Below are 16,896 nucleotides of genomic sequence, written 5' to 3'. Positions count from 1 at the left end.
GCGGGTGTGAGCGGCCGCGGATACAGCGGATCCCCCATCGGTCACGGGACGCAGAGGGAGGCCGGGTGACGCACGCTGTGCGACACCCGACCTCCCTCTGGTCCGCCGTGGAGCGGCGGGTGCCTGTTCTCAGCCCGAGGGCTCAGGCGCTCATGACCTCCGCAGCGGCACCGGTGCGGGCGCTCTCGTAGGCGGCGAGGATGATGCCGAGCACGGCGATGCCCTCCTCCTCGGTGTTGAGCGGGCGCTTGCCGGTCTCCAGGCAGGTCACGAAGTCGGCGATCTCCGCGGCGAAGGTGTCGATGGGCTCGGCCGCGTACACCTGCTCCTCGTCCTCCGCGCGCAGCTTCACGCGCAGGGTCGAGCCGTCGGAGCTCAGCGAGCCCTTCTCGCCGACCACGGAGAAGCGGTCGGTGCCGGGGGCAGCCTGGTAGGCCCAGGAGGTGACGAGCTGGCCCACGCTGCCGTTGTCGAAGCGCACCAGGACCTGCGCCGAGTCCTCGCCCTCCATGAACTTCAGGCGGTGGGTCGACATCATCGAGAAGACCTCCTTCGGGCGGCCACCGCCCGAGAGGTGCATGAGCAGGTAGGTCGGGTGGTAGCCGGTGTCGATGTACTCGCCGCCGCCGCTGGTGGCGGCGTGTCCGCGCCACCCCATCGACTCCGGGCTGAAGTCGTTGAAGAACGAGTCGGTGGTGCGCATCTCGTAGACGTCGCCCAGTGCGCCGGAGTCGATGACCTCCTTGGCCTTGGCGACGGCCGGCATGAACAGCTGGTTGTGCGCGCACATGAGTGTCACGCCGGCGGCGTCAACGGCCGCGCGGACCTCGGCGGCCTCCTCGGCGGTGAGGCACAGGGGCTTCTCGCACAGGATGTGCTTGCCGGCGCCCGCCGCAGCGACGATCGCGGGCTTGTGCAGGTGGTGGGGCAGGCAGATGTCGACGGCGTCGACGTCCGGGTCCTGCACGAGCTCGGTGAAGTCCGCGTAGCCCTTGGCGCCGATCTCCTCGGTGCGCAGGGCGAGGGTCTCGGGGTTCGCGTCGGCGATCGCGACCACGCGCGCGCGGTCGGGGATCGTGGAGTAGCCCTTGAGGTGGGCGTTGGCGATGCCGCCGCCGCCGATGAGGCCGATGCGGACGGGAAGGGTGACGGTCATGGGGGTGCTCCTTCGTGAGCGGATGTCAGGGGTGTGTCAGGGGTGGAGTGGGGCGGGCCCTGCAACGGGTGCAGGGTTCGGCGGACCGTGCGTGTTGCCTGGTCAGATCCCGGCGTCGGCGTTCGCGGCGACGACCAGTGCGGTGAGGGCGCGAGCCCGGGCGAGGTTCTCGAGCGTGGGCTCGCCGGTGCGGATCGCCTGGACCCACTGCCAGAACGGCGCGTCGATGTCGCTGGGGACCTCGACCTCGGTGGTGCCCTCACGGGTGGTCAGCAGCATCTTCTCGCCGCCGAAGCCGTAGAGCAGGGAGCCCTCGGTGCCGTGGACCTCGATGGTGAAGCCGCTGGCAGGGGTCACGAAGCCGGTCTCGATGACGCCGATGGCGCCGTCGGGCGTGGTGATCGTGACCGAGGCGTTGTCCTCGACGCCGCGCCCGGTGATGTCCGTATAGCTCGAGCGGACGCTCGAGGCGTCCTCCCCCAGGATCAGCTGGGTGAGGTAGACGGGGTGGGCGGCGAGGTCGGAGAACGCGCCGCCGATGGCCTCGGCCGGGTCGTAGAAGCGGGCGGGCAGCCAGTCGCGGGTCGACCCGTCGTGCGCGAGTCGCACGCGCGCGTAGGTGATGCGACCCAGGGTGCCGTCCTCGAGGATCTTCCGCAGGGCCACGGTGTAGCCGTGGGAGAGCCGGGGCAGGGACACGGTGAGCGCCACGCCCGCTTCGCCGGCCGCGTCGATGAGGGCATCGCAGCCCTTGACGCTGGGCGAGAGCAGCTTCTCGGTGAACACGTGCTTGCCCGCGGCGATGACCTTGCCGAGGATCTCGTCGTGCACGGTGGTGGCGGTGGTGTTGGTGACGCCGTCGAGGTCCTCGCGGGCCAGCAGGGCGTCGAGATCGGCCTCGAAGGGCACGCCCAGGCGCTCGGCGAGCTCCTGGCCGCGCGCGATGTCGTCGTCCCAGACGGCGACGAGCTCCGTGTCCGGATGCTCGATCGCCGCCCGACCGTACTCCTCGGCGTGCACGTGCCAGGCGGAGAGCACGGCGATGCGCAGGGGCGCTGCCGCGGTGGAGGGGGAGGTCATGGAGAAGATTCCTGCTTCCGTCTCGTGGGGTTGGTGCTTTCCTGACCGGCCGACGGGGCCGGGGGTCTGTGGTCCCGCCGGTGGGCCGGGGGGTTGTGGTCCGGTTCGAAGAGTGCGGCCGACGGGCCGGTGTTCACTTCTCACCATCGGGGATCTGCTGGGGTTTCCCATAGGTGTCGGGCATCTTGTAATCGGGGAAGAGCTCCATCTTCGGGACGACCATCGCCTGGTTCTCGTCGACGGCCTGCTGAGGGGTCTTGGAGCCGATGGCGACTGACGTCTTCGCGCGGTCGAGCGTGTCGGACGCGGCGGAGCCGACCGGGATCGGCGGCCGCGAGGTGGAGTTCGGCAGCATCTGGCGGAACAGCTCGGCGTCGGGGTCGTACTTCTTCTCGGTGATCGCCCGCAGGTGCGTGGGCAGGCTGCCGAGCTTCGGGACGACGATCGACTGTCCCGCGAAGCCCGTGAAGTGCTTCATGAACTCCCAGGTGGTGCGGGACATATTCGATCCCTTGGGCAGGACCAGCGAGAAGCCGCCGGACCAGGTGTACGTGGGGTCGCCGTGCTTCGCGACCGGCAGCCAGGTCCACTTCAGGGGCAGCTTCGGGGCGTACTTCTTGTTCCCGGAGATCTGCCAGGGCCCTCCCGTGGTGATCGCCAGGTGCTCGCCGAAGACAGCATTCTGGGTGGGCGGCGCGTTGGGCGGCTGATAGGTCGCGAAGAAGGCGTCGACCCGGGAGTAGGGGAACTCCTCGGCCCAGTCCGCATAGAGGTCGAACACGGACTTCCACTGCGGGGAGTCGAGCACCACCTGACCGGTCTCGTTGTCGTAGACCTGCGCGTCCAGGCCGAACGCCCAGGTGTAGGGCATGCCCTGGTCGGCCCAGGGTGCGAATCCGAGGCGGTCGTAGTTCCCGCGGGAGTCCTGGTGGGTGATCTGCCGCGCGGCATCCCGCAGCTCGTCCCAGGTGAGGACGTGCTGCTCGGGGTCGAACATGTCGAGGTCGACTCCGGAATCCTTCAGCACGTTCTCGTTGAAGAGCAGCCCGCGGGCGTCCGTCGATGTCGGAAGTCCGTAGAGCTTCCCGTCGTAGGTCAGCTCGTCGACGGCGAACTGGATCCACTGGGACTTGAACTCCTCGGGCGAGACGTCCTCGAACTTCTCGATGAGGGTGTCCACGGGCTCGAGCAGACCGATGGAGGCGTTCTGCACCGCATTGAAGCGGTCCATCCACCACACGTCCGGCGCGGTCCCGCCGCGCACCGCCGTGATGATCTGGCTCATGTCAGCCGCACCGCTGGAGGGCACCTGGTCGATGCTGACCTGCGCCCCTGCGCCGGCGTCGGTGGCCAGGAAGGCATCGCGCGCCGCTTCGTCCTTGTCCTTGTCCGCGGCGCCCATCCCCCAGTAGCGGACGGTGCGCGGGCCGGTCGGTCCGCTGCCCGCGCACGACGTCGCGCCCAGCCCTGCCGCGAGGACTGCGCCGGCACCGGTGAGGAGCTGTCGTCGGTCGAGCATCGGGCCTCCCTTCCGAAGGTGGTGCGAGTCCGAAGGCGGGGTGCATCCGTGACCGGGCGGGGCCGGGCATCGGGATGGCAGGGGAAAGAAGCGGGGCGCATCCCGGGCTGCGCTCGTCGGCCCGGGATGCGGCCCCGGTCAGCTGCCGGGGACGGGGCTGGGTTTGCCGTAGGTCTCGGGCATCTTGTAGTCGGGGAAGAGCTCCATCTTGGGCGCGATCATCTGCTGGTTGGACTCCACGGCCTGCTTCGGGGTCGAGGAGCCCAGGGCGACCGAGCTCTTGGTGCGCGTGAGCGTGTCCCACATGGCCGACCCCACCGGCAGCGGCGGGCGCGAGGTGGAGTTCGGGAGCATCGTGCGGAACAGCTCTGCCTTGGCGTTGTACTTCTTCTCCTGGATGGCCTTGATGCTCGTGGGCAGGTTCCCGAACTGGGGGACGACGATGCTCTGCCCCTCGAAGCCCGCATAGAACTTCATGAACTCCCAGAGGGTCTTCGTGATGTTGGCGCCCTTGGGGATGACCAGGCACTGCCCGCCCGACCAGGTGTAGGTGGGGTCCCCTTCCTTCGCGACCGGCAGATAGGTGAAGTCCAGGGGAAGATCGGGGGCGTACTTCTCGTTGCCGCTGATCTGCCAGGGCCCCGAGGTGTCCACGCCCAGGCGGCCGCTGAACATCGCCGTCTGCGTGGGCGGCGCGTTCGGCGGCTGGTAGGTCGCGAAGAAGGCGTCGACCGAGGCGTAGGGATACTGCTCGGCCCAGTCGGCATAGAGCTGGTACACCGACTCCCACTGCGGGGAATCGAGGGTGACGGTGGCGGTCTCGTTGTCGTAGGCCTGGGCGTCGAGCCCGAAGCCCCACGTGTATGGCCATCCCTCGGAGAGCCAGGGAGCGAAGCCGAAGCGCTTGTAGTTGCCGCGCTTGTCGATGTCCACGATCTTCTCGCAGGCCTCGCCGAGCTCGTCCCACGTGATGACGTGCTTCTTCCAGTCGAACAGATCGAGGTCGACCCCCGCATCCTTGAGGACGTCCTTGTTGTACAGGAGTCCGCGGGCGTCGGTCGTGGCCGGCAGCCCGTACAGCTGGTCGTCGTAGGTCAGCTCGTCGATGGCGAACTGGATCCACTGGGACTTGAACTCCTCGGGCGAGACGTCCTCGTACTTCTCGATGAGGCCGTCGATGGGCTCGAGCAGGCCGATCGAGGCGTTCTGCACCGCGTTGAAGCGGTCCATCCACCACACGTCGGGAGCTGTCCCGCCGCGCACCGCGGTGATGATCTGGCTCATGTCCGCGACGCCGCTCGACGGCACCTGGTCGACGTAGATCTCCGCGTTCTTGCCCGCGTCGGTCTTCTTGAAGGCGTCGATGACCTGGTTGTCCTTGTCGACGTCGGCCGCACCGAGGCCCCAGTAGCTGACCACGTTCGGTCCCGCGGCAGGTGCCGAGGCGCAGGCGCCCAGTCCGACGGCCGCACCGGCGGCCGTGGCTCCGGCCAGGAAGGATCGTCTGGAGATCACTTGAAGCCTCCGATCGTGATGCCGCGGATGAAGTACCGCTGGAAGATGAAGAACAGGAGCAGCAGCGGCAGGATCACCAGGAAGCTGGCGGCCATCAACTGGTTGAAGGAGACGTCCTGCGCGTTGACGGAGCGGAACGTCTGCAGACCGATCGAGAGCGTCTGGACCTTCTGGTCCTGCAGATAGATCAGAGGTCCCATGAAGTCGTTCCACGAGCCGACGGCCGAGAAGATCGCGACGGTGGTCAGCGCCGGCATCGCGGTGGGGAACGCGATCCTCCACAGGATCGTCCATTCGCTCGCGCCGTCCACCCGGGCGGCGTCGAGCATGGGCTGAGGGATCTGCTTGAGGAACTGTCTCAGCAGGAAGACGTAGAACGCACTGCCGAACATGGCCGGCAATATCAACGGGAACAGCGTGTTCACCAGCCCCAGTCGGGCCCACATGTCGAACATCGGGATCAGGGTGACGGGGAACGGGAGGAACAGCGTCGCGATGACGACGTAGAAGAGCTTGTCGCGGCCCGGCCAGTCGATGCACGCGAACCCGTACGCGATGATGAAGTTCGAGATCACCGACAGCAGCACCACCGAGATGGTGATGATCGCGGAGTTCGCGAAGAACTGCAGGAACGGCATCGCGGTGACGGCCTTGACGAAGTTCCCGAACTCGACGTTGTGCGGGAACAGCGTGGGCGGGAACTTCGCGAGCTCCTGGTCGGACTTGAGCGCGGAGACGATCATCCAGTAGAGCGGCATCAGGAACAGGATGCTGAGGATGATCATCACGATGCGCGCGATGAGCGTCGAGTGCCAGGAGCGCTTGGTGCCGTCGGCACGGCGGTTGTACTGCTCGGCGTTGGCCTTCTTGCGCCCGGGGACGATGTTCTCCGGGGGTGTCTGGATCATGGTGCTCATCAGCCGGCCTCCACGTCGTAGTTCACGAACCGGCGCGACAGCCAGTAGACGAGCAGGGCCAGGGCCAGCCCCACGAGGAACAGGATCACCGCGAGTGCGGATGCGTATCCGAGCTCGGCGAAGCCGAAGGCGTTCTTGTAGAGGTACATCATGTAGAACAGCGCGCCCGCGTCGGGATCGCCCGTGCCGTTGGTGACGATGAATGCCTCGGTGAACACCTGCAGGGACCCCGAGATGCCGGTGATCAGGTTGAACAGCAGAACCGGGGAGAGCAGCGGGAACGTGATCGAGAAGAACTGGCGCAGGGGGCTGGCGCCGTCCACTCGGGCCGCCTCGTAGATCGTCTTCGGGATGTTTCGCAGACCGGCGAGGAAGATGAGGGCCGCGTTGCCCGCACCCAGCTGTGCCATCAGGATGATCGCGATCTTCACCCCGGTGGGATCACCCAGGAGGTTGACGTTCGCACCCCCGAAGATCTTGAGGACCTGGTTGAACACGCCGAACTGGGGATTCAGGAACACGATGAAGATGAAGGACATCGCGAACGCCGGGATCAGCGAGGGCGCATAGAAGATCGTCCTGTACCAGGCGACCTCGCGCACGTTCTGGTTCATCGCGATCGCGAGCGCCAGAGCGATGATCAGTCCCAGCGGAACGGCGATGATGGCGTAGAAGATCGTGTTCGACGCCGCCTTGCCGACCATCGGGTCGGTGAAGGCCGTGACGTAGTTCTGAACTCCCACCCACGTGGGCGCCTCCATCCCGGAGTACCGCGTGAAGCTCAGGGCGATCGAGTACGCGACCGGGTAGATGATGAAGATGACGACCCCGATGATCCAGGGGGAGATGAACAGCAGGCCGGTGCGCAGCTTTCGGCGCTGGCCCGCATTCATCCCGCGCTTGCGGCGTGCGGGAGGGGCGGGCGCCGCACTGCCCAAGGCGCCTGAGGCGCTCGCGGGGCCGGCCGGTGGGCCGACGGTGTCGGTGACACTCATCGTGGTTCCTTCCTCGGTCTCGGCGGGCCGTCTCCGGCGCGTCGGGGGCTCTGCTCACGTGGGAGTCGGAGCGGGAACGATGGGATGGGGAATCTGGTCGGGAAGCGGGCCGGACGGCGATGTCGTGAGGCCCGGGTGTCGGCCCCGCTGGCTGCGGAGACCGGAGTTCGTCGGCGGGGATCGAGCACCGCGTCGATGCGGTCCATTCCGCATCGCGGGCCATCCCGCGCCTCTCGGTGACGTACATTACTCACACTGTTGGACTAAAGGCAACGGGGCTCGCCCCGCGGTGGAAGGAGCACTCGTGCGCGGGTCATCCATGCCGGACATCGGCGCCAAGAACGAGCTCGTCGTGCTCGACGCGATCCGCAGTGCGCCCGAGGGCAGCTCGCAGTCCGAGGTGGTGCGCCGCAGCGGGCTCTCCCGGCAGGCGGTCAGCCTCATCACCCGTCGGCTCATGGAGCGCGGCCTCGTCGAGACCGACGGCACGCTCTCCGCGGGCCGGGGGAAGCCGCGCACCGTGCTGCGTGTCGTGCCGTCGTCGCTGCTCGCGGCCGGCGTGCATCTGGATCCCACAGGGATCACCGTGGTCATCGTCGATCTGGGGGCGAACGTCGTCGCGGAGAAGGCGCTCGGACCCCCGGGCTCGGACCCCGATGCGGGGGTGGCGCGGATCGCGGCGGGACTCGAGGAGCTGCTCGCGACGATGTACGAGGACGGCTGGCGCACGCCCGGCGGCCAGAGCGCGCGCGAGGCGCTGCTGGGCATCGGCGTCGCGGCCCCCGGCGGGCTGGACTGGCGGCGCGGCGTGCTCGTGGATCCGCCCTGGATGCCGGACTGGTGGGACACCCCGCTCGTGGAGATGCTCTCGCGGGCGACGGGCCGCACGGCCCTCCTGGACAAGGACACGAACGCTGCGCTCGCGGCGGAGATCTGGGCCGGCGAGCGCCTGAGCGAGCAGACGCTGCTGTACGTCTACGTGAGCGTGGGCGTCGGCTCGGCGGTCTCGAGCGCGGGTCGCGTCCAGCGCGGCTCGACCACGCAGGCCGGGGAGATCGGGCATCTGCCGACGGGTCTCGACGGTCCCGTGTGCGGCTGCGGCAGGCGCGCCTGCCTCTCGACGTTCACGGACGTGCACGCGATGCTGCACCGGATCGACGCCGCGGAGTGCCCCGCGGGGAGGTCGGCCGGGGGCCGCGGGGCGGTTGCGGCGGCGGAGATCGATGTGGACGAGCTCTCCTCCGCTTCCCTCGAGGCCGACGGCGAGCGCCTGGACGCCCTGCTCGCGGCGGCGACGTCGGGCGACCGCCTGGCCGCACGGATCGCGCAGGAGCACGGCACCGCGCTCGGCGAGGCGCTGCGCACCCTGATCGGGATCCACGACCCGCACCGCGTGATCATCGGCGGCCCCTACTGGCGCGCGCTCGAGCCCTTCGCCATGCCGCAGGTGCTCGAGCGCGCGCTGCAGGGCAGCGGCGGACGCCGCGGCGTCACCATCAGCTCCTCCGCCTTCGGCGACGACGTGGGCGCGATCGGCGCGGCCACCCTCTACCTGGGCAGGGAGCTCTCCCCCACCGTGCGCTGACCGGGCCCGAACCCCAGGGCCCGGACCCGGTCAGCGGATCAGCTCGCCGTCGCGAGCCCCGTCGTCCCGTGGGGGTCGATGACGAACTTCTTCGCGGCCCCCTTGTCGAACTCGGCGTAGCCGCGCGGGGCGTCGTCGAGCGAGATGACGGTGGCGTTCACGGCGTCGGCGATGTGCACGCGGTCGTGCAGGATCGCCTCCATGAGCGGGCGGTGGTAGCGCATGACCGGGCACTGCCCGGTCATGAAGCCGAGCGCCTTCGCCCAGCCCAGGCCGAGGCGCAGGGAGAGCGACCCCTCCTTGGCCGCCTCGTCCACGCCGCCGGGGTCGCCGGTGACGTAGAGCCCGGGGATGCCGAGGGCGCCGCCGGCCTTGGTGACGTCCATGAGGGTGTTGAGCACGGTCGCGGGCGCCTCCTTCGCGTCGTGCCCGTGGCCCTTGGCCTCGAAGCCCACGGCATCGACGCCGCAGTCGACCTCCTCGCGGCCGAGGATCCTCGCGATCTGCTCGCGGGGGTCCTGCTCGGCGACGTTGATCGTCTCGCAGCCGAAGGCGCGGGCCGTGGCGAGGCGGTCCTCCTGCATGTCGGCGACGATGACGACGGCCGCCCCGAGCAGCTGCGCGCCGACGGCGGCGGCGAGACCGACCGGCCCCGCCCCCGCGATGTACACCGAGCTGCCTGGTCCGACGCCCGCGGTGACGGCTCCGTGGTAGCCGGTCGGGAAGATGTCCGAGAGCATCGTGAGGTCAAGGATCTTCTCGAGGGCCTGGTCCTTGTCGGGGAACTTCAGCAGGTTCCAGTCGGCATAGGGCACGAGCACGTACTCGGCCTGCCCTCCCACCCAGCCGCCCATGTCGACGTACCCGTAGGCGCTGCCGGGGCGGTCGGGATTCACGTTCAGGCAGATCTCGGTGCGCCCGATCTTGCAGTTCACGCACCGCCCGCAGGAGATGTTGAACGGCACCGAGACCAGGTCGCCGGTCTTGATGAACTCGACGCCGGGGCCCACGTCGATCACCTCGCCGGTGATCTCGTGCCCCAGCACCAGCCCCTCGGGGGCGGTGGTGCGGCCGCGGACCATGTGCTGGTCCGAGCCGCAGATGTTGGTGGTGACGACCTTCAGGATCGCCCCGTGGGGCAGCTTCCGGCCGATGTTCGCGGGGTTCACCCCCGGTCCGTCCTTGAGCTCGTAGCCGGGGTAGTCGATGTCGACGACCTCGACCTTCCCGGCTCCCTTGTACGCGACTGCCCGATTGCTCGACATGGTGGCCTCCTCGGCTCCCCAGCGGCGCGTCCGACCTCGTTGTCCCGCGCCCTGCCTCATGGTGGGCACGCGCGTCGACCGTGGTCAAGAGGCGGCGGGCCCCGTCTGCCCGCGCGCTGCGCATCGGTGTCCGGATCCCGCTGGCGCCGCCTCCGCCGCTGCCGGATCATGGGCCCATGCCCGATCCCTCCGCCGCGCATCCCCCGGTGCCCTCCTCCGCACCTGCCCCGGCGCTCTCCCCGGCACCGACCCGCCCCTCGCATCCCGCCCTGCCGTGGCTCGCGGCCCTGCTGGTGATGATCATGTGGGCGTCCTCGTTCGTCGTGATCCGGGCCGGCGGCGCGGACTTCTCCCCCGGTGCGATGTCCCTGCTGCGCAGCGGATCCGCAGCCGTGGTGCTGCTCCCGCTCGCTCTCCTCGGTCGCGTGCGCATGCCGCGGAGTCCGCGGCTGTGGCTGGGCGTGATCGGGTGGGGCGTCGCCTGGTTCGCGGCGTACACGGTCGTGCTCAACGCGGCGGAGCTGCTCATCGACGCGGCGACGGCCGCGATGCTGGTCAACGTCGCGCCGCTCATCGTCGCCGTGGCCTCGGGACTGCTGCTGGGCGAGGGTCTGCCCGTGCGCCTGGTGGCGGGGATCCTGGTGGCCTTCGGAGGCATCGCCCTGATCACGGTGGCCACCTCGAGCGGGCGCGTCTCCGGCGCCGGCCTGCTGCTGGGGTTGCTGGCCGCCCTGCTGTACGCCGGGAGCGTGCTCGCGCAGAAGACGCTGCTCCCGCATGTCGACTCGACCTCGATGACGGTGGTCGGCATCGTCGCCGGGTTCCTCGCCTGCCTCCCTTTCGCACCGGCGCTGATCGGGGAGCTCGCGGAGGCGTCCGCCGCCTCGATCGTCACGGTCGTCTACATGGGCGTCTTCCCCACGGCGTGCGCGTTCCTGCTGTGGGGGTACGCGCTGACCAGCACCCCGGCGGGGGTGCTCAGCTCCTCCTCGCTCATCGTCCCGGGGATCACGGTGGCGATGGCCTGGATCGTGCTCGGCGAGGTCCCGCCGCCGCTGGCCGCGCTCGGCGGTCTGCTCTGCCTGGTCGGCGCCGGCTCCGCCGTCGCGCCGAGCGTCCTCGCCGCCCTCCGTCGGCCCGCCGGGCCCGCGGCCGGATAAGGGCGCTCCGCGGAAAGGATGCGGCGCTAGGCCACGACCTCGCCGTCCTCGACCACCTCGGCGCCGCGGCCGCCCGTGGCGCGCAGGTGCCACAGCCATAGCACGGTCCCGGCGCAGACGAACGCCAGCGCGGTCGCCGCCAGTGTGACCAGGGAACCCGTCACCAGCGGTGCCACGACGCCCGCGAGGAGCGCGTTCAGCACGAGCGAGGAGAAGGTGCCCAGCGAGGCGGCGGCGCCGCGGGCGTGAGGGAAGAGGTCCATGATCTCGAGCTGGATGGGCGCGAAGATCAGGGACACCGTGAAGCCGATCAGCATCGGGCCGACGAGCACGGGGATGAGCGCGGGCGAGATCGTGCCGTCGGGCGCGGGGGCGAGCGCCACGAGCAGCAGGTTCAGTGCGGTCGCGCCGAGCGTCGCGAGGTAGCCGATGGTGATCATGCGCGTGCGCGGAAGGCGGTCGGCGAGCCGGCCGACGGCCTGGGCGCCGGTGAACATGCCGATGATCAGAGGCATGAACAGCACCCAGAAGTCCTGCTCGCCGAGCCCCAGCAGGCGCACCACGATGATCTGCGCCGATGCGATGAACAGGAACTGGGCGGCGAAGCCGAACGCCGTGGCGAAGGCGATACGGACCATGAGCGCCGAGGCGCCCACGTGCACGAGCGAGCCGACGAGGGAGCCGATCCGCAGCGGTGAGCGCCGCTCGGGCGGGAGCGTCTCGGGCAGCAGGATCGTGAGCACGATCGCGAGCAGCCCGTAGATCCCGATCCCGCCGAACACCCAGCGCCAGTCCCCCAGCAGCAGGAGCCAGCCGCCGATCACCGGCGCGAGCGCGGGGGCGATCGAGAAGATGGCCATGACCTGGGCCATCAGTCGCTGCGCCTGGGCTCCGGAGTAGAGGTCGCGCACCATGACGCGGGAGATGATCGTCGCCGCGCCGGCGCTCATGCCCTGCAGGATCCGCAGCAGCACGAGGCTGCCGAAGGAGGGGGCGAGCACGCAGGCGAACATCGCGAGCACGTAGATCGTGAGGCCCGCGAGCATGACGCGCCGGCGGCCCAGCGCGTCGGACAGCGGGCCGTGGAAGATCGACATCACCGCGAACGCCGCAAGGTAGGCGGAGACCAGCTGCTGCAGCGCTCCCTCGGACTCGCCGAACTCGGCGCCGATGCGCGTGAAGGCGGGGAAGACCGAGTCGATCGTGAACGGGCCGATCATCGTGATCGCCGCGATCGCGACGGTGATGAAACCACGGGGCCGACGAGGTGCCGCCGCGGCGGAGCGCGCAGCCCGCTGGATGCCGGCACCGCCCGACGGGGAGGCGGCGGAGGGCTGTGGGGAGTCGTCGGGGTCGGGGGAGGGCTGCGCAGGATCGGCCGTGCTCACGCGGTCAGCCTAGCCGGGCGTCCCAGATTCTGGACAGAGCGTCTCAGGACCCGAGGCTCTCCGCTGCGCGCAGCACGAGGGGCTCACGGCTGCGCCGGGCAGCGCGCATGACCTCCTCGACGTGAGCGGGGTCGACCTCCGGCGCTCCCGGCGATCCGGCGTCGAACGGCGGCTGCGGGTCGTACTCCATGGCGAGCTGGACGCCCTTGGCGACGTCGTCCCCGAAGATCTCCGCGGCGAGGGTGAGCGCGAAGTCGATGCCGCTGGTCACCCCTCCCCCGGTGAGCAGGTCGCCGTCCCGCACCACGCGCTCGCGCACGGGGATCGCTCCCAGGTGCCGCAGCAGCGGGTGCACCGCCCAGTGGGTCGTGGCGCGTCGGCCCCTCAGCAGACCGACCGCCCCGAGCACGAAGGCGCCGGTGCACACGCTCGTCACGCAGCGCGCGCCGGCCGCCTGGCGCCGCACGAAGTCGAGAGCGACGGGGTCCTCGAGGGTATCGAAGGCGCCCTGGCCGCCGGGGATCATGAGGACGTCGGCCGGCTCCGCCTCTTCGAAGGTGACCGTGGGCAGCAGGGAGAAGCCGGCGTCGGTCGGGACAGGTTCGTGCCGATGCCACGCGAGGTCGACCACGGCGCCCGGCAGGGCCGCGAAGACCTGCGCGGGCCCGGTGAGATCGAGCTGCGTGACCTGCGGGAACAGCAGTGTCGTGAAGCGGAGCGGGCGGGGCGATGCTGCCATGGTGCGGTGCTTCCTCTCCCGGCGGGCCGGGCGCCTCGGCGTCGGCGTCCGTCGGATGCGATGGGTGCGATGGGTGCGGTGGGTGCGGGCGTGGATTCAGGAGGGGGCAGCGGGCTCATCGGGGCGCGGGGCACGGCTGCTCCGCGAGCGGCTGGCGGCGAGGGGCTCGGCGCGGAGGGAGCAGCCAGGCGCCCAGGGCCAGGGCGGCGACCGTGACCGTCGCGACCGCGTAGACCACCCCGGCGGCGCCGAGCCCGATGAGGTCGCTGAGCAGTCCCGCGCACAGGGCGGAGGCCCCGTAGGCGAGGTAGCCGACGATGTAGAACGCCGCGAAGAACCCTCCTCGCTCGTGCGGCCGGACGTTCGGCAGGAGGATGCGCAGGGTCGCGGAGAAGACCGCCCCGTACCCGACCCCGGTGACCAGCGCCCCCGCGATCACCAGGGACGCGTCGCCGGTGGCGAAGGAGGCGCACTCGGCGAGGACGCCGAGCATCACCGCGACGTACCCGCCGGGCACGAGCATGCGCGGGGCGATCCGCGGGGCGAGCACGAGGGTGCAGAGCGTGGCCACGAGCGGCTGGGTCGCCACGATCAGCGCCGAGGGCAGGCCGACGCCGAGGTGCAGGACGCTGCTGGCGAGCGACCCTCCCAGGCCCAGGATCAGTCCCGCGGACATCCAGATCGCGATGATCCCGGGCGCGAGCCGGAGGAACCGCCCGCGCACCGCATCGGGGATCCGGATCCGCGGGACCAGCGAGGCCAGGGCTCCGGCGCGCGTCGGGACGGTCTCCGGGGAGAGCGCCAGCAGGACGGCGGCGAGGAGGACCACGGCGAGCGCGACGGCGAACAGCACCGTGTTCGGGCCCGATGTCCCCTCGATGGCGATCCCCGCCAGCACCACGCCGATCCCGAGTCCGCCGGCGGTCGTCACGCTCACCGCGGTGTGCGCGAGGCGCCGGTGCCGTTCGGGGGCGAGCTCCACGATGGACGCGCTGAGCGCGGCGGTCGCGGCGCCGATCGCCGCGCCCTGGACGGCGCGCGCGATGACCAGGGCGCCGATGGTGTGGGCGCGCAGGAAGAGCAGCAGCGCGAGGGCGGTCAGCAGCAGGGAGCCGACCGCCACCGGACGCCGCCCGAGGTGGTCGGAGAGCGACCCGCAGGTCAGCAGCGCGAGGAGCAGAGTCAGGGCATAGACGGCGAAGGCGCCGGTGAGGGCGCCGTCCGAGAACCCCCAGGCCTCCTGGTCGTAGCTCAGCAGGACGCTCGGCGCTCCCGCGGCGGCCATGGCCGCCATGAAGGCCAGCACGGAGACGCAGCAGGCGGCCCATCGGGGCATCGAAGGCACGGTGATCAGGGTCCTCTCGGGTTCTCGTCCGGCTCTCATCGGCCGACGGATCCCATCCTGCGAGCGGCGAGCGCGACGAGGACAGTGGCATAGATGCCGATATGTGCAAGTATTGCGCCATGCCCCCACTGGCCCCATACGACCCGCACGATCCGCAGCACTCGTCGGCCCCTCCGGCCCGCCATCGGGTCGCCGTGCTCGTGATGCCCGGGGCGCTGCCGCTGGACGTCGGCATCCCGCTGCAGGTCTTCGCGGAGCGCCCGGGGACGTCGTATGCGCTGAGCATCTGCGCCGAGAGCCCCGGCGCCGTGCCCGCCGCTTCGGGGCTCGTGTACCAGGTGGGGCAGGGGCTGGAAGCCCTCGCGAGCGCCGACACGGTCATCGTCCCGGGCTATGCGCCCCCGGATCGGCCGGTCCCCCAGCCCGTGCGCGAAGCGCTGGTGGCGGCCCACGAGCGCGGAGCGCGGCTGGTGTCGATCTGCTACGGCGCCTTCGCCCTGGCCGACGCCGGCCTGCTGCGCGGGCGGCGCGCGACGACCCACTGGGACGCGGCGGCGCAGCTCGCGAGGACCCACCCGAAGGTGGAGGTGGATCCGAACGTGCTGTTCGTCGACGAGGGCAGCGTGCTCACCTCGGCCGGGGTCGCAGCCGGCCTCGACCTGTGCCTGTACATCGTGCGCAAGGACCTGGGGCCCCGGACGGCCAACGAGATCGCGCGGCGACTGGTGGCCTCACCCCGCCGTGCCGGCGGCCAGGCGCAGTACCAGCCCACCGGGTGGATGCCCGTCGCGGGCGGCGAGCAGCTCGAGGAGGTGAGGACGTGGGCGCTGACGCATCTCGACGACGACCTCACGACCCAGCAGATGGCCGACCGCGCCCGGATGTCCCGTCGAACCTTCGAGCGCCGCTTCGTCGAGGAGACCGGACGCCCTCCGCACCGCTGGATCCTCGGCGCGCGCGTGGACCTGGCGCGCCGCCTGCTCGAGGACAGCGACCTGCCGATCGATCAGATCGCCTCGCGCGCGGGCCTCGGCACGGGGGCGAACCTGCGGCTGCACTTCCGGCGCGCGCTGGGCACCTCGCCCGCCGAGTACCGCAGGACCTTCTCCGCGACCCTCACGCAGTGACCGGGACGCCCCGCGCCCGGGCGGTGTCGCTGTCGCGAGGCGGGTCCTCGCTGGGTGCGCCCTCACAGGGCGCGTCCTCGCAGGCCGTCGTCTCCCCCAGGAGCTCGAGCAGGAGCGCGGACGGGGCGTCGGCCGCCGGGGCGAGGGGGCAGATGGCGCTCACGGACCAGCTGGGCTGGGCGGCGCCCGGGAGCTCGCGGGTCACCAGCGTGGCCGCCTGCGGCTTCCGCGCGACGTGCGCGGGGACGATCGCGACGCCGAGCCCGCGGGTCACGAGGTCCAGCAGGGTGTGCACGTCGTTGACGCTGCAGCGCACGCGGCGGTGCACGCCGTGGGTCGCGAGCAGGTCGTCGTTCATGGTGCGCACGCCCCAGGTCTCGGAGAAGTCGACGAAGTCGGCGCCGTCGAGCATCTCCCAGCGCAGGGTCGTGCGTCGGGCGAGGCGGTGATCGGGCGGGACGACGAGCACGAGCGGCTCCCCGCCCAGGAAGGTGTGGCGCAGCGCGCCGAGGTGCCGGTCGGTCGCGACGAAGGCGACGTCGAGCTCGCCCTCGCGCACCGCCCCCACCAGCTCGTGCGAGCCGGCCTGCGCGAACTCGGTCGCGATCCCCGGGTGGCGCTGGTGGAAGGTCGAGAGCAGGGCGGAGACGTCCACGAGCCCCAGGCACTGCTCGGCGCCCACGCGCAGGGAGCCGCTGATCGCGGGGCCGACGCGCATCACGGCCTCGCGAGCGCGCGCCGCCTCCTCGAGCAGGGTGCGGGCGTGCGGGAGCAGGGCGAAGCCGGCGGCGGTCGGCTCGACGCGGCGGGTGGTGCGCTCGAACAGCGGCGTGCCGAGCTCCTGCTCGAGGCCGCGGATCGCACTGCTGAGCCCGGACTGCGAGATGCCCGCGAGCTCGGCCGCGCGGGTGAAGTGCCGCTCGTCGGCGAGCGCCACCACGTACTCCATCTGCCTGAGGTCCATATCCGCCCCGCATCCCTCGTGTCCATCGCCGATGTGCCGGGGTCGGCCCGGTCCGCCCGTCGGCGCGGCCTGTTCGTCGCCGCGGCCCATCGGCCTGCCCGGCCCGTCCGTCGACCCGGCCCGGCTCATCCTCTCATCTAC

14 protein-coding genes are annotated in these 16,896 nt (G+C 70.9%); 3 read left to right on the top strand and 11 right to left on the bottom strand.

Going from position 1 to position 16,896, the window contains the following annotated elements:
• Positions 1–142: 142 nt before the first annotated feature.
• The 6 genes from ACFQ53_RS00985 to ACFQ53_RS00960 all read right to left on the bottom strand — a co-directional run bounded on the left by ACFQ53_RS00985 (position 143) and on the right by ACFQ53_RS00960 (position 7,182).
• Positions 143–1,156 (bottom strand): Gfo/Idh/MocA family protein, encoded by a 1,014-nt coding sequence (locus tag ACFQ53_RS00985; protein WP_377854028.1) that lies wholly within the window; start codon positions 1,154–1,156, stop codon positions 143–145.
• Positions 1,157–1,258: 102 nt separating this feature from the next.
• The gene (locus ACFQ53_RS00980; RefSeq protein ID WP_377854025.1) at positions 1,259–2,236 is read right to left on the bottom strand and encodes a Gfo/Idh/MocA family protein; all 978 of its coding nucleotides are present in this window, start codon (positions 2,234–2,236) and stop codon (positions 1,259–1,261) included.
• Between the two features lie 133 nt (positions 2,237–2,369).
• Complete coding sequence (locus ACFQ53_RS00975; RefSeq protein ID WP_377854022.1) at positions 2,370–3,755, bottom strand: extracellular solute-binding protein; 1,386 nt, start codon at positions 3,753–3,755, stop codon at positions 2,370–2,372.
• A gap of 138 nt (positions 3,756–3,893) precedes the next feature.
• A complete protein-coding gene (locus tag ACFQ53_RS00970; protein ID WP_239205478.1) occupies positions 3,894–5,270 on the bottom strand; it encodes an extracellular solute-binding protein in 1,377 nt (458 codons plus the stop codon).
• Positions 5,267–6,187 (bottom strand): carbohydrate ABC transporter permease, encoded by a 921-nt coding sequence (locus ACFQ53_RS00965; RefSeq protein WP_239205476.1) that lies wholly within the window; start codon positions 6,185–6,187, stop codon positions 5,267–5,269. Before ACFQ53_RS00965 ends, ACFQ53_RS00970 begins: the two co-directional genes overlap by 4 nt.
• Positions 6,187–7,182, bottom strand: coding sequence for a carbohydrate ABC transporter permease (locus tag ACFQ53_RS00960; RefSeq protein ID WP_239205474.1), 996 nt, complete (start codon positions 7,180–7,182; stop codon positions 6,187–6,189). Before ACFQ53_RS00960 ends, ACFQ53_RS00965 begins: the two co-directional genes overlap by 1 nt.
• A gap of 304 nt (positions 7,183–7,486) precedes the next feature.
• On the opposite strand from ACFQ53_RS00960, the gene ACFQ53_RS00955 reads away from it, so the two are divergent.
• Complete coding sequence (locus ACFQ53_RS00955) at positions 7,487–8,767, top strand: ROK family protein (RefSeq protein WP_377854017.1); 1,281 nt, start codon at positions 7,487–7,489, stop codon at positions 8,765–8,767.
• 38 nt (positions 8,768–8,805) lie between these two features.
• On the opposite strand, the gene fdhA is transcribed toward ACFQ53_RS00955, so the two are convergent.
• The gene (fdhA, locus tag ACFQ53_RS00950) at positions 8,806–10,032 is read right to left on the bottom strand and encodes a formaldehyde dehydrogenase, glutathione-independent (RefSeq protein WP_377854014.1); all 1,227 of its coding nucleotides are present in this window, start codon (positions 10,030–10,032) and stop codon (positions 8,806–8,808) included.
• A gap of 176 nt (positions 10,033–10,208) precedes the next feature.
• Between fdhA and ACFQ53_RS00945 the strand changes: the two genes are divergently transcribed.
• Positions 10,209–11,192, top strand: a complete 984-nt coding sequence (locus tag ACFQ53_RS00945; protein WP_377854011.1) for a DMT family transporter — start codon at positions 10,209–10,211, stop codon at positions 11,190–11,192.
• A 26-nt stretch (positions 11,193–11,218) separates the two neighbouring features.
• Here ACFQ53_RS00945 and ACFQ53_RS00940 read toward each other — a convergent pair whose 3' ends face one another.
• From ACFQ53_RS00940 to ACFQ53_RS00930, 3 genes are all read right to left on the bottom strand, one after another.
• A complete protein-coding gene (locus ACFQ53_RS00940) occupies positions 11,219–12,580 on the bottom strand; it encodes an MFS transporter (RefSeq protein ID WP_377854009.1) in 1,362 nt (453 codons plus the stop codon).
• A gap of 43 nt (positions 12,581–12,623) precedes the next feature.
• The gene (locus ACFQ53_RS00935) at positions 12,624–13,319 is read right to left on the bottom strand and encodes a DJ-1/PfpI family protein (protein ID WP_377854006.1); all 696 of its coding nucleotides are present in this window, start codon (positions 13,317–13,319) and stop codon (positions 12,624–12,626) included.
• A gap of 115 nt (positions 13,320–13,434) precedes the next feature.
• Entirely contained in the window at positions 13,435–14,655 is a 1,221-nt protein-coding gene (locus ACFQ53_RS00930) for an MFS transporter (protein WP_377854004.1), read from the bottom strand.
• A gap of 128 nt (positions 14,656–14,783) precedes the next feature.
• Between ACFQ53_RS00930 and ACFQ53_RS00925 the strand changes: the two genes are divergently transcribed.
• Positions 14,784–15,791: a GlxA family transcriptional regulator gene (locus ACFQ53_RS00925; protein ID WP_377854001.1), complete on the top strand. Its 1,008-nt coding sequence runs from the start codon at positions 14,784–14,786 to the stop codon at positions 15,789–15,791.
• Here the strand turns inward: ACFQ53_RS00925 and ACFQ53_RS00920 are convergent.
• Positions 15,781–16,755: a LysR family transcriptional regulator gene (locus ACFQ53_RS00920; RefSeq protein WP_377853998.1), complete on the bottom strand. Its 975-nt coding sequence runs from the start codon at positions 16,753–16,755 to the stop codon at positions 15,781–15,783. The genes ACFQ53_RS00925 and ACFQ53_RS00920 overlap by 11 nt on opposite strands.
• Positions 16,756–16,896 lie beyond the last annotated feature (141 nt).

Origin of the sequence: Brachybacterium sp. NPDC056505 (assembly GCF_042794925.1) — a bacterium.
GTDB classification, from domain to species: Bacteria; Actinomycetota; Actinomycetes; order Actinomycetales; family Dermabacteraceae; genus Brachybacterium; species Brachybacterium kimchii.
Note: the sequence above shows the minus strand (reverse complement) of the source record. Positions and strands in the feature narration are given on the sequence as shown.

Excerpts from the sequence above, each read along its gene's own strand:
- ACFQ53_RS00935 (WP_377854006.1), bottom strand. The coding sequence starts at position 13,319 with ATGGCAGCATCGCCCCGCCCGCTCCGCTTCACGACACTGCTGTTCCCG.
- fdhA (WP_377854014.1), bottom strand. The coding sequence starts at position 10,032 with ATGTCGAGCAATCGGGCAGTCGCGTACAAGGGAGCCGGGAAGGTCGAG.
- ACFQ53_RS00945 (WP_377854011.1), top strand. The coding sequence starts at position 10,209 with ATGCCCGATCCCTCCGCCGCGCATCCCCCGGTGCCCTCCTCCGCACCT.
- ACFQ53_RS00930 (WP_377854004.1), bottom strand. The coding sequence starts at position 14,655 with ATGCCCCGATGGGCCGCCTGCTGCGTCTCCGTGCTGGCCTTCATGGCG.
- ACFQ53_RS00980 (WP_377854025.1), bottom strand. The coding sequence starts at position 2,236 with ATGACCTCCCCCTCCACCGCGGCAGCGCCCCTGCGCATCGCCGTGCTC.
- ACFQ53_RS00965 (WP_239205476.1), bottom strand. The coding sequence starts at position 6,187 with ATGAGCACCATGATCCAGACACCCCCGGAGAACATCGTCCCCGGGCGC.
- ACFQ53_RS00975 (WP_377854022.1), bottom strand. The coding sequence starts at position 3,755 with ATGCTCGACCGACGACAGCTCCTCACCGGTGCCGGCGCAGTCCTCGCG.
- ACFQ53_RS00920 (WP_377853998.1), bottom strand. The coding sequence starts at position 16,755 with ATGGACCTCAGGCAGATGGAGTACGTGGTGGCGCTCGCCGACGAGCGG.
- ACFQ53_RS00960 (WP_239205474.1), bottom strand. The coding sequence starts at position 7,182 with ATGAGTGTCACCGACACCGTCGGCCCACCGGCCGGCCCCGCGAGCGCC.
- ACFQ53_RS00985 (WP_377854028.1), bottom strand. The coding sequence starts at position 1,156 with ATGACCGTCACCCTTCCCGTCCGCATCGGCCTCATCGGCGGCGGCGGC.
- ACFQ53_RS00925 (WP_377854001.1), top strand. The coding sequence starts at position 14,784 with ATGCCCCCACTGGCCCCATACGACCCGCACGATCCGCAGCACTCGTCG.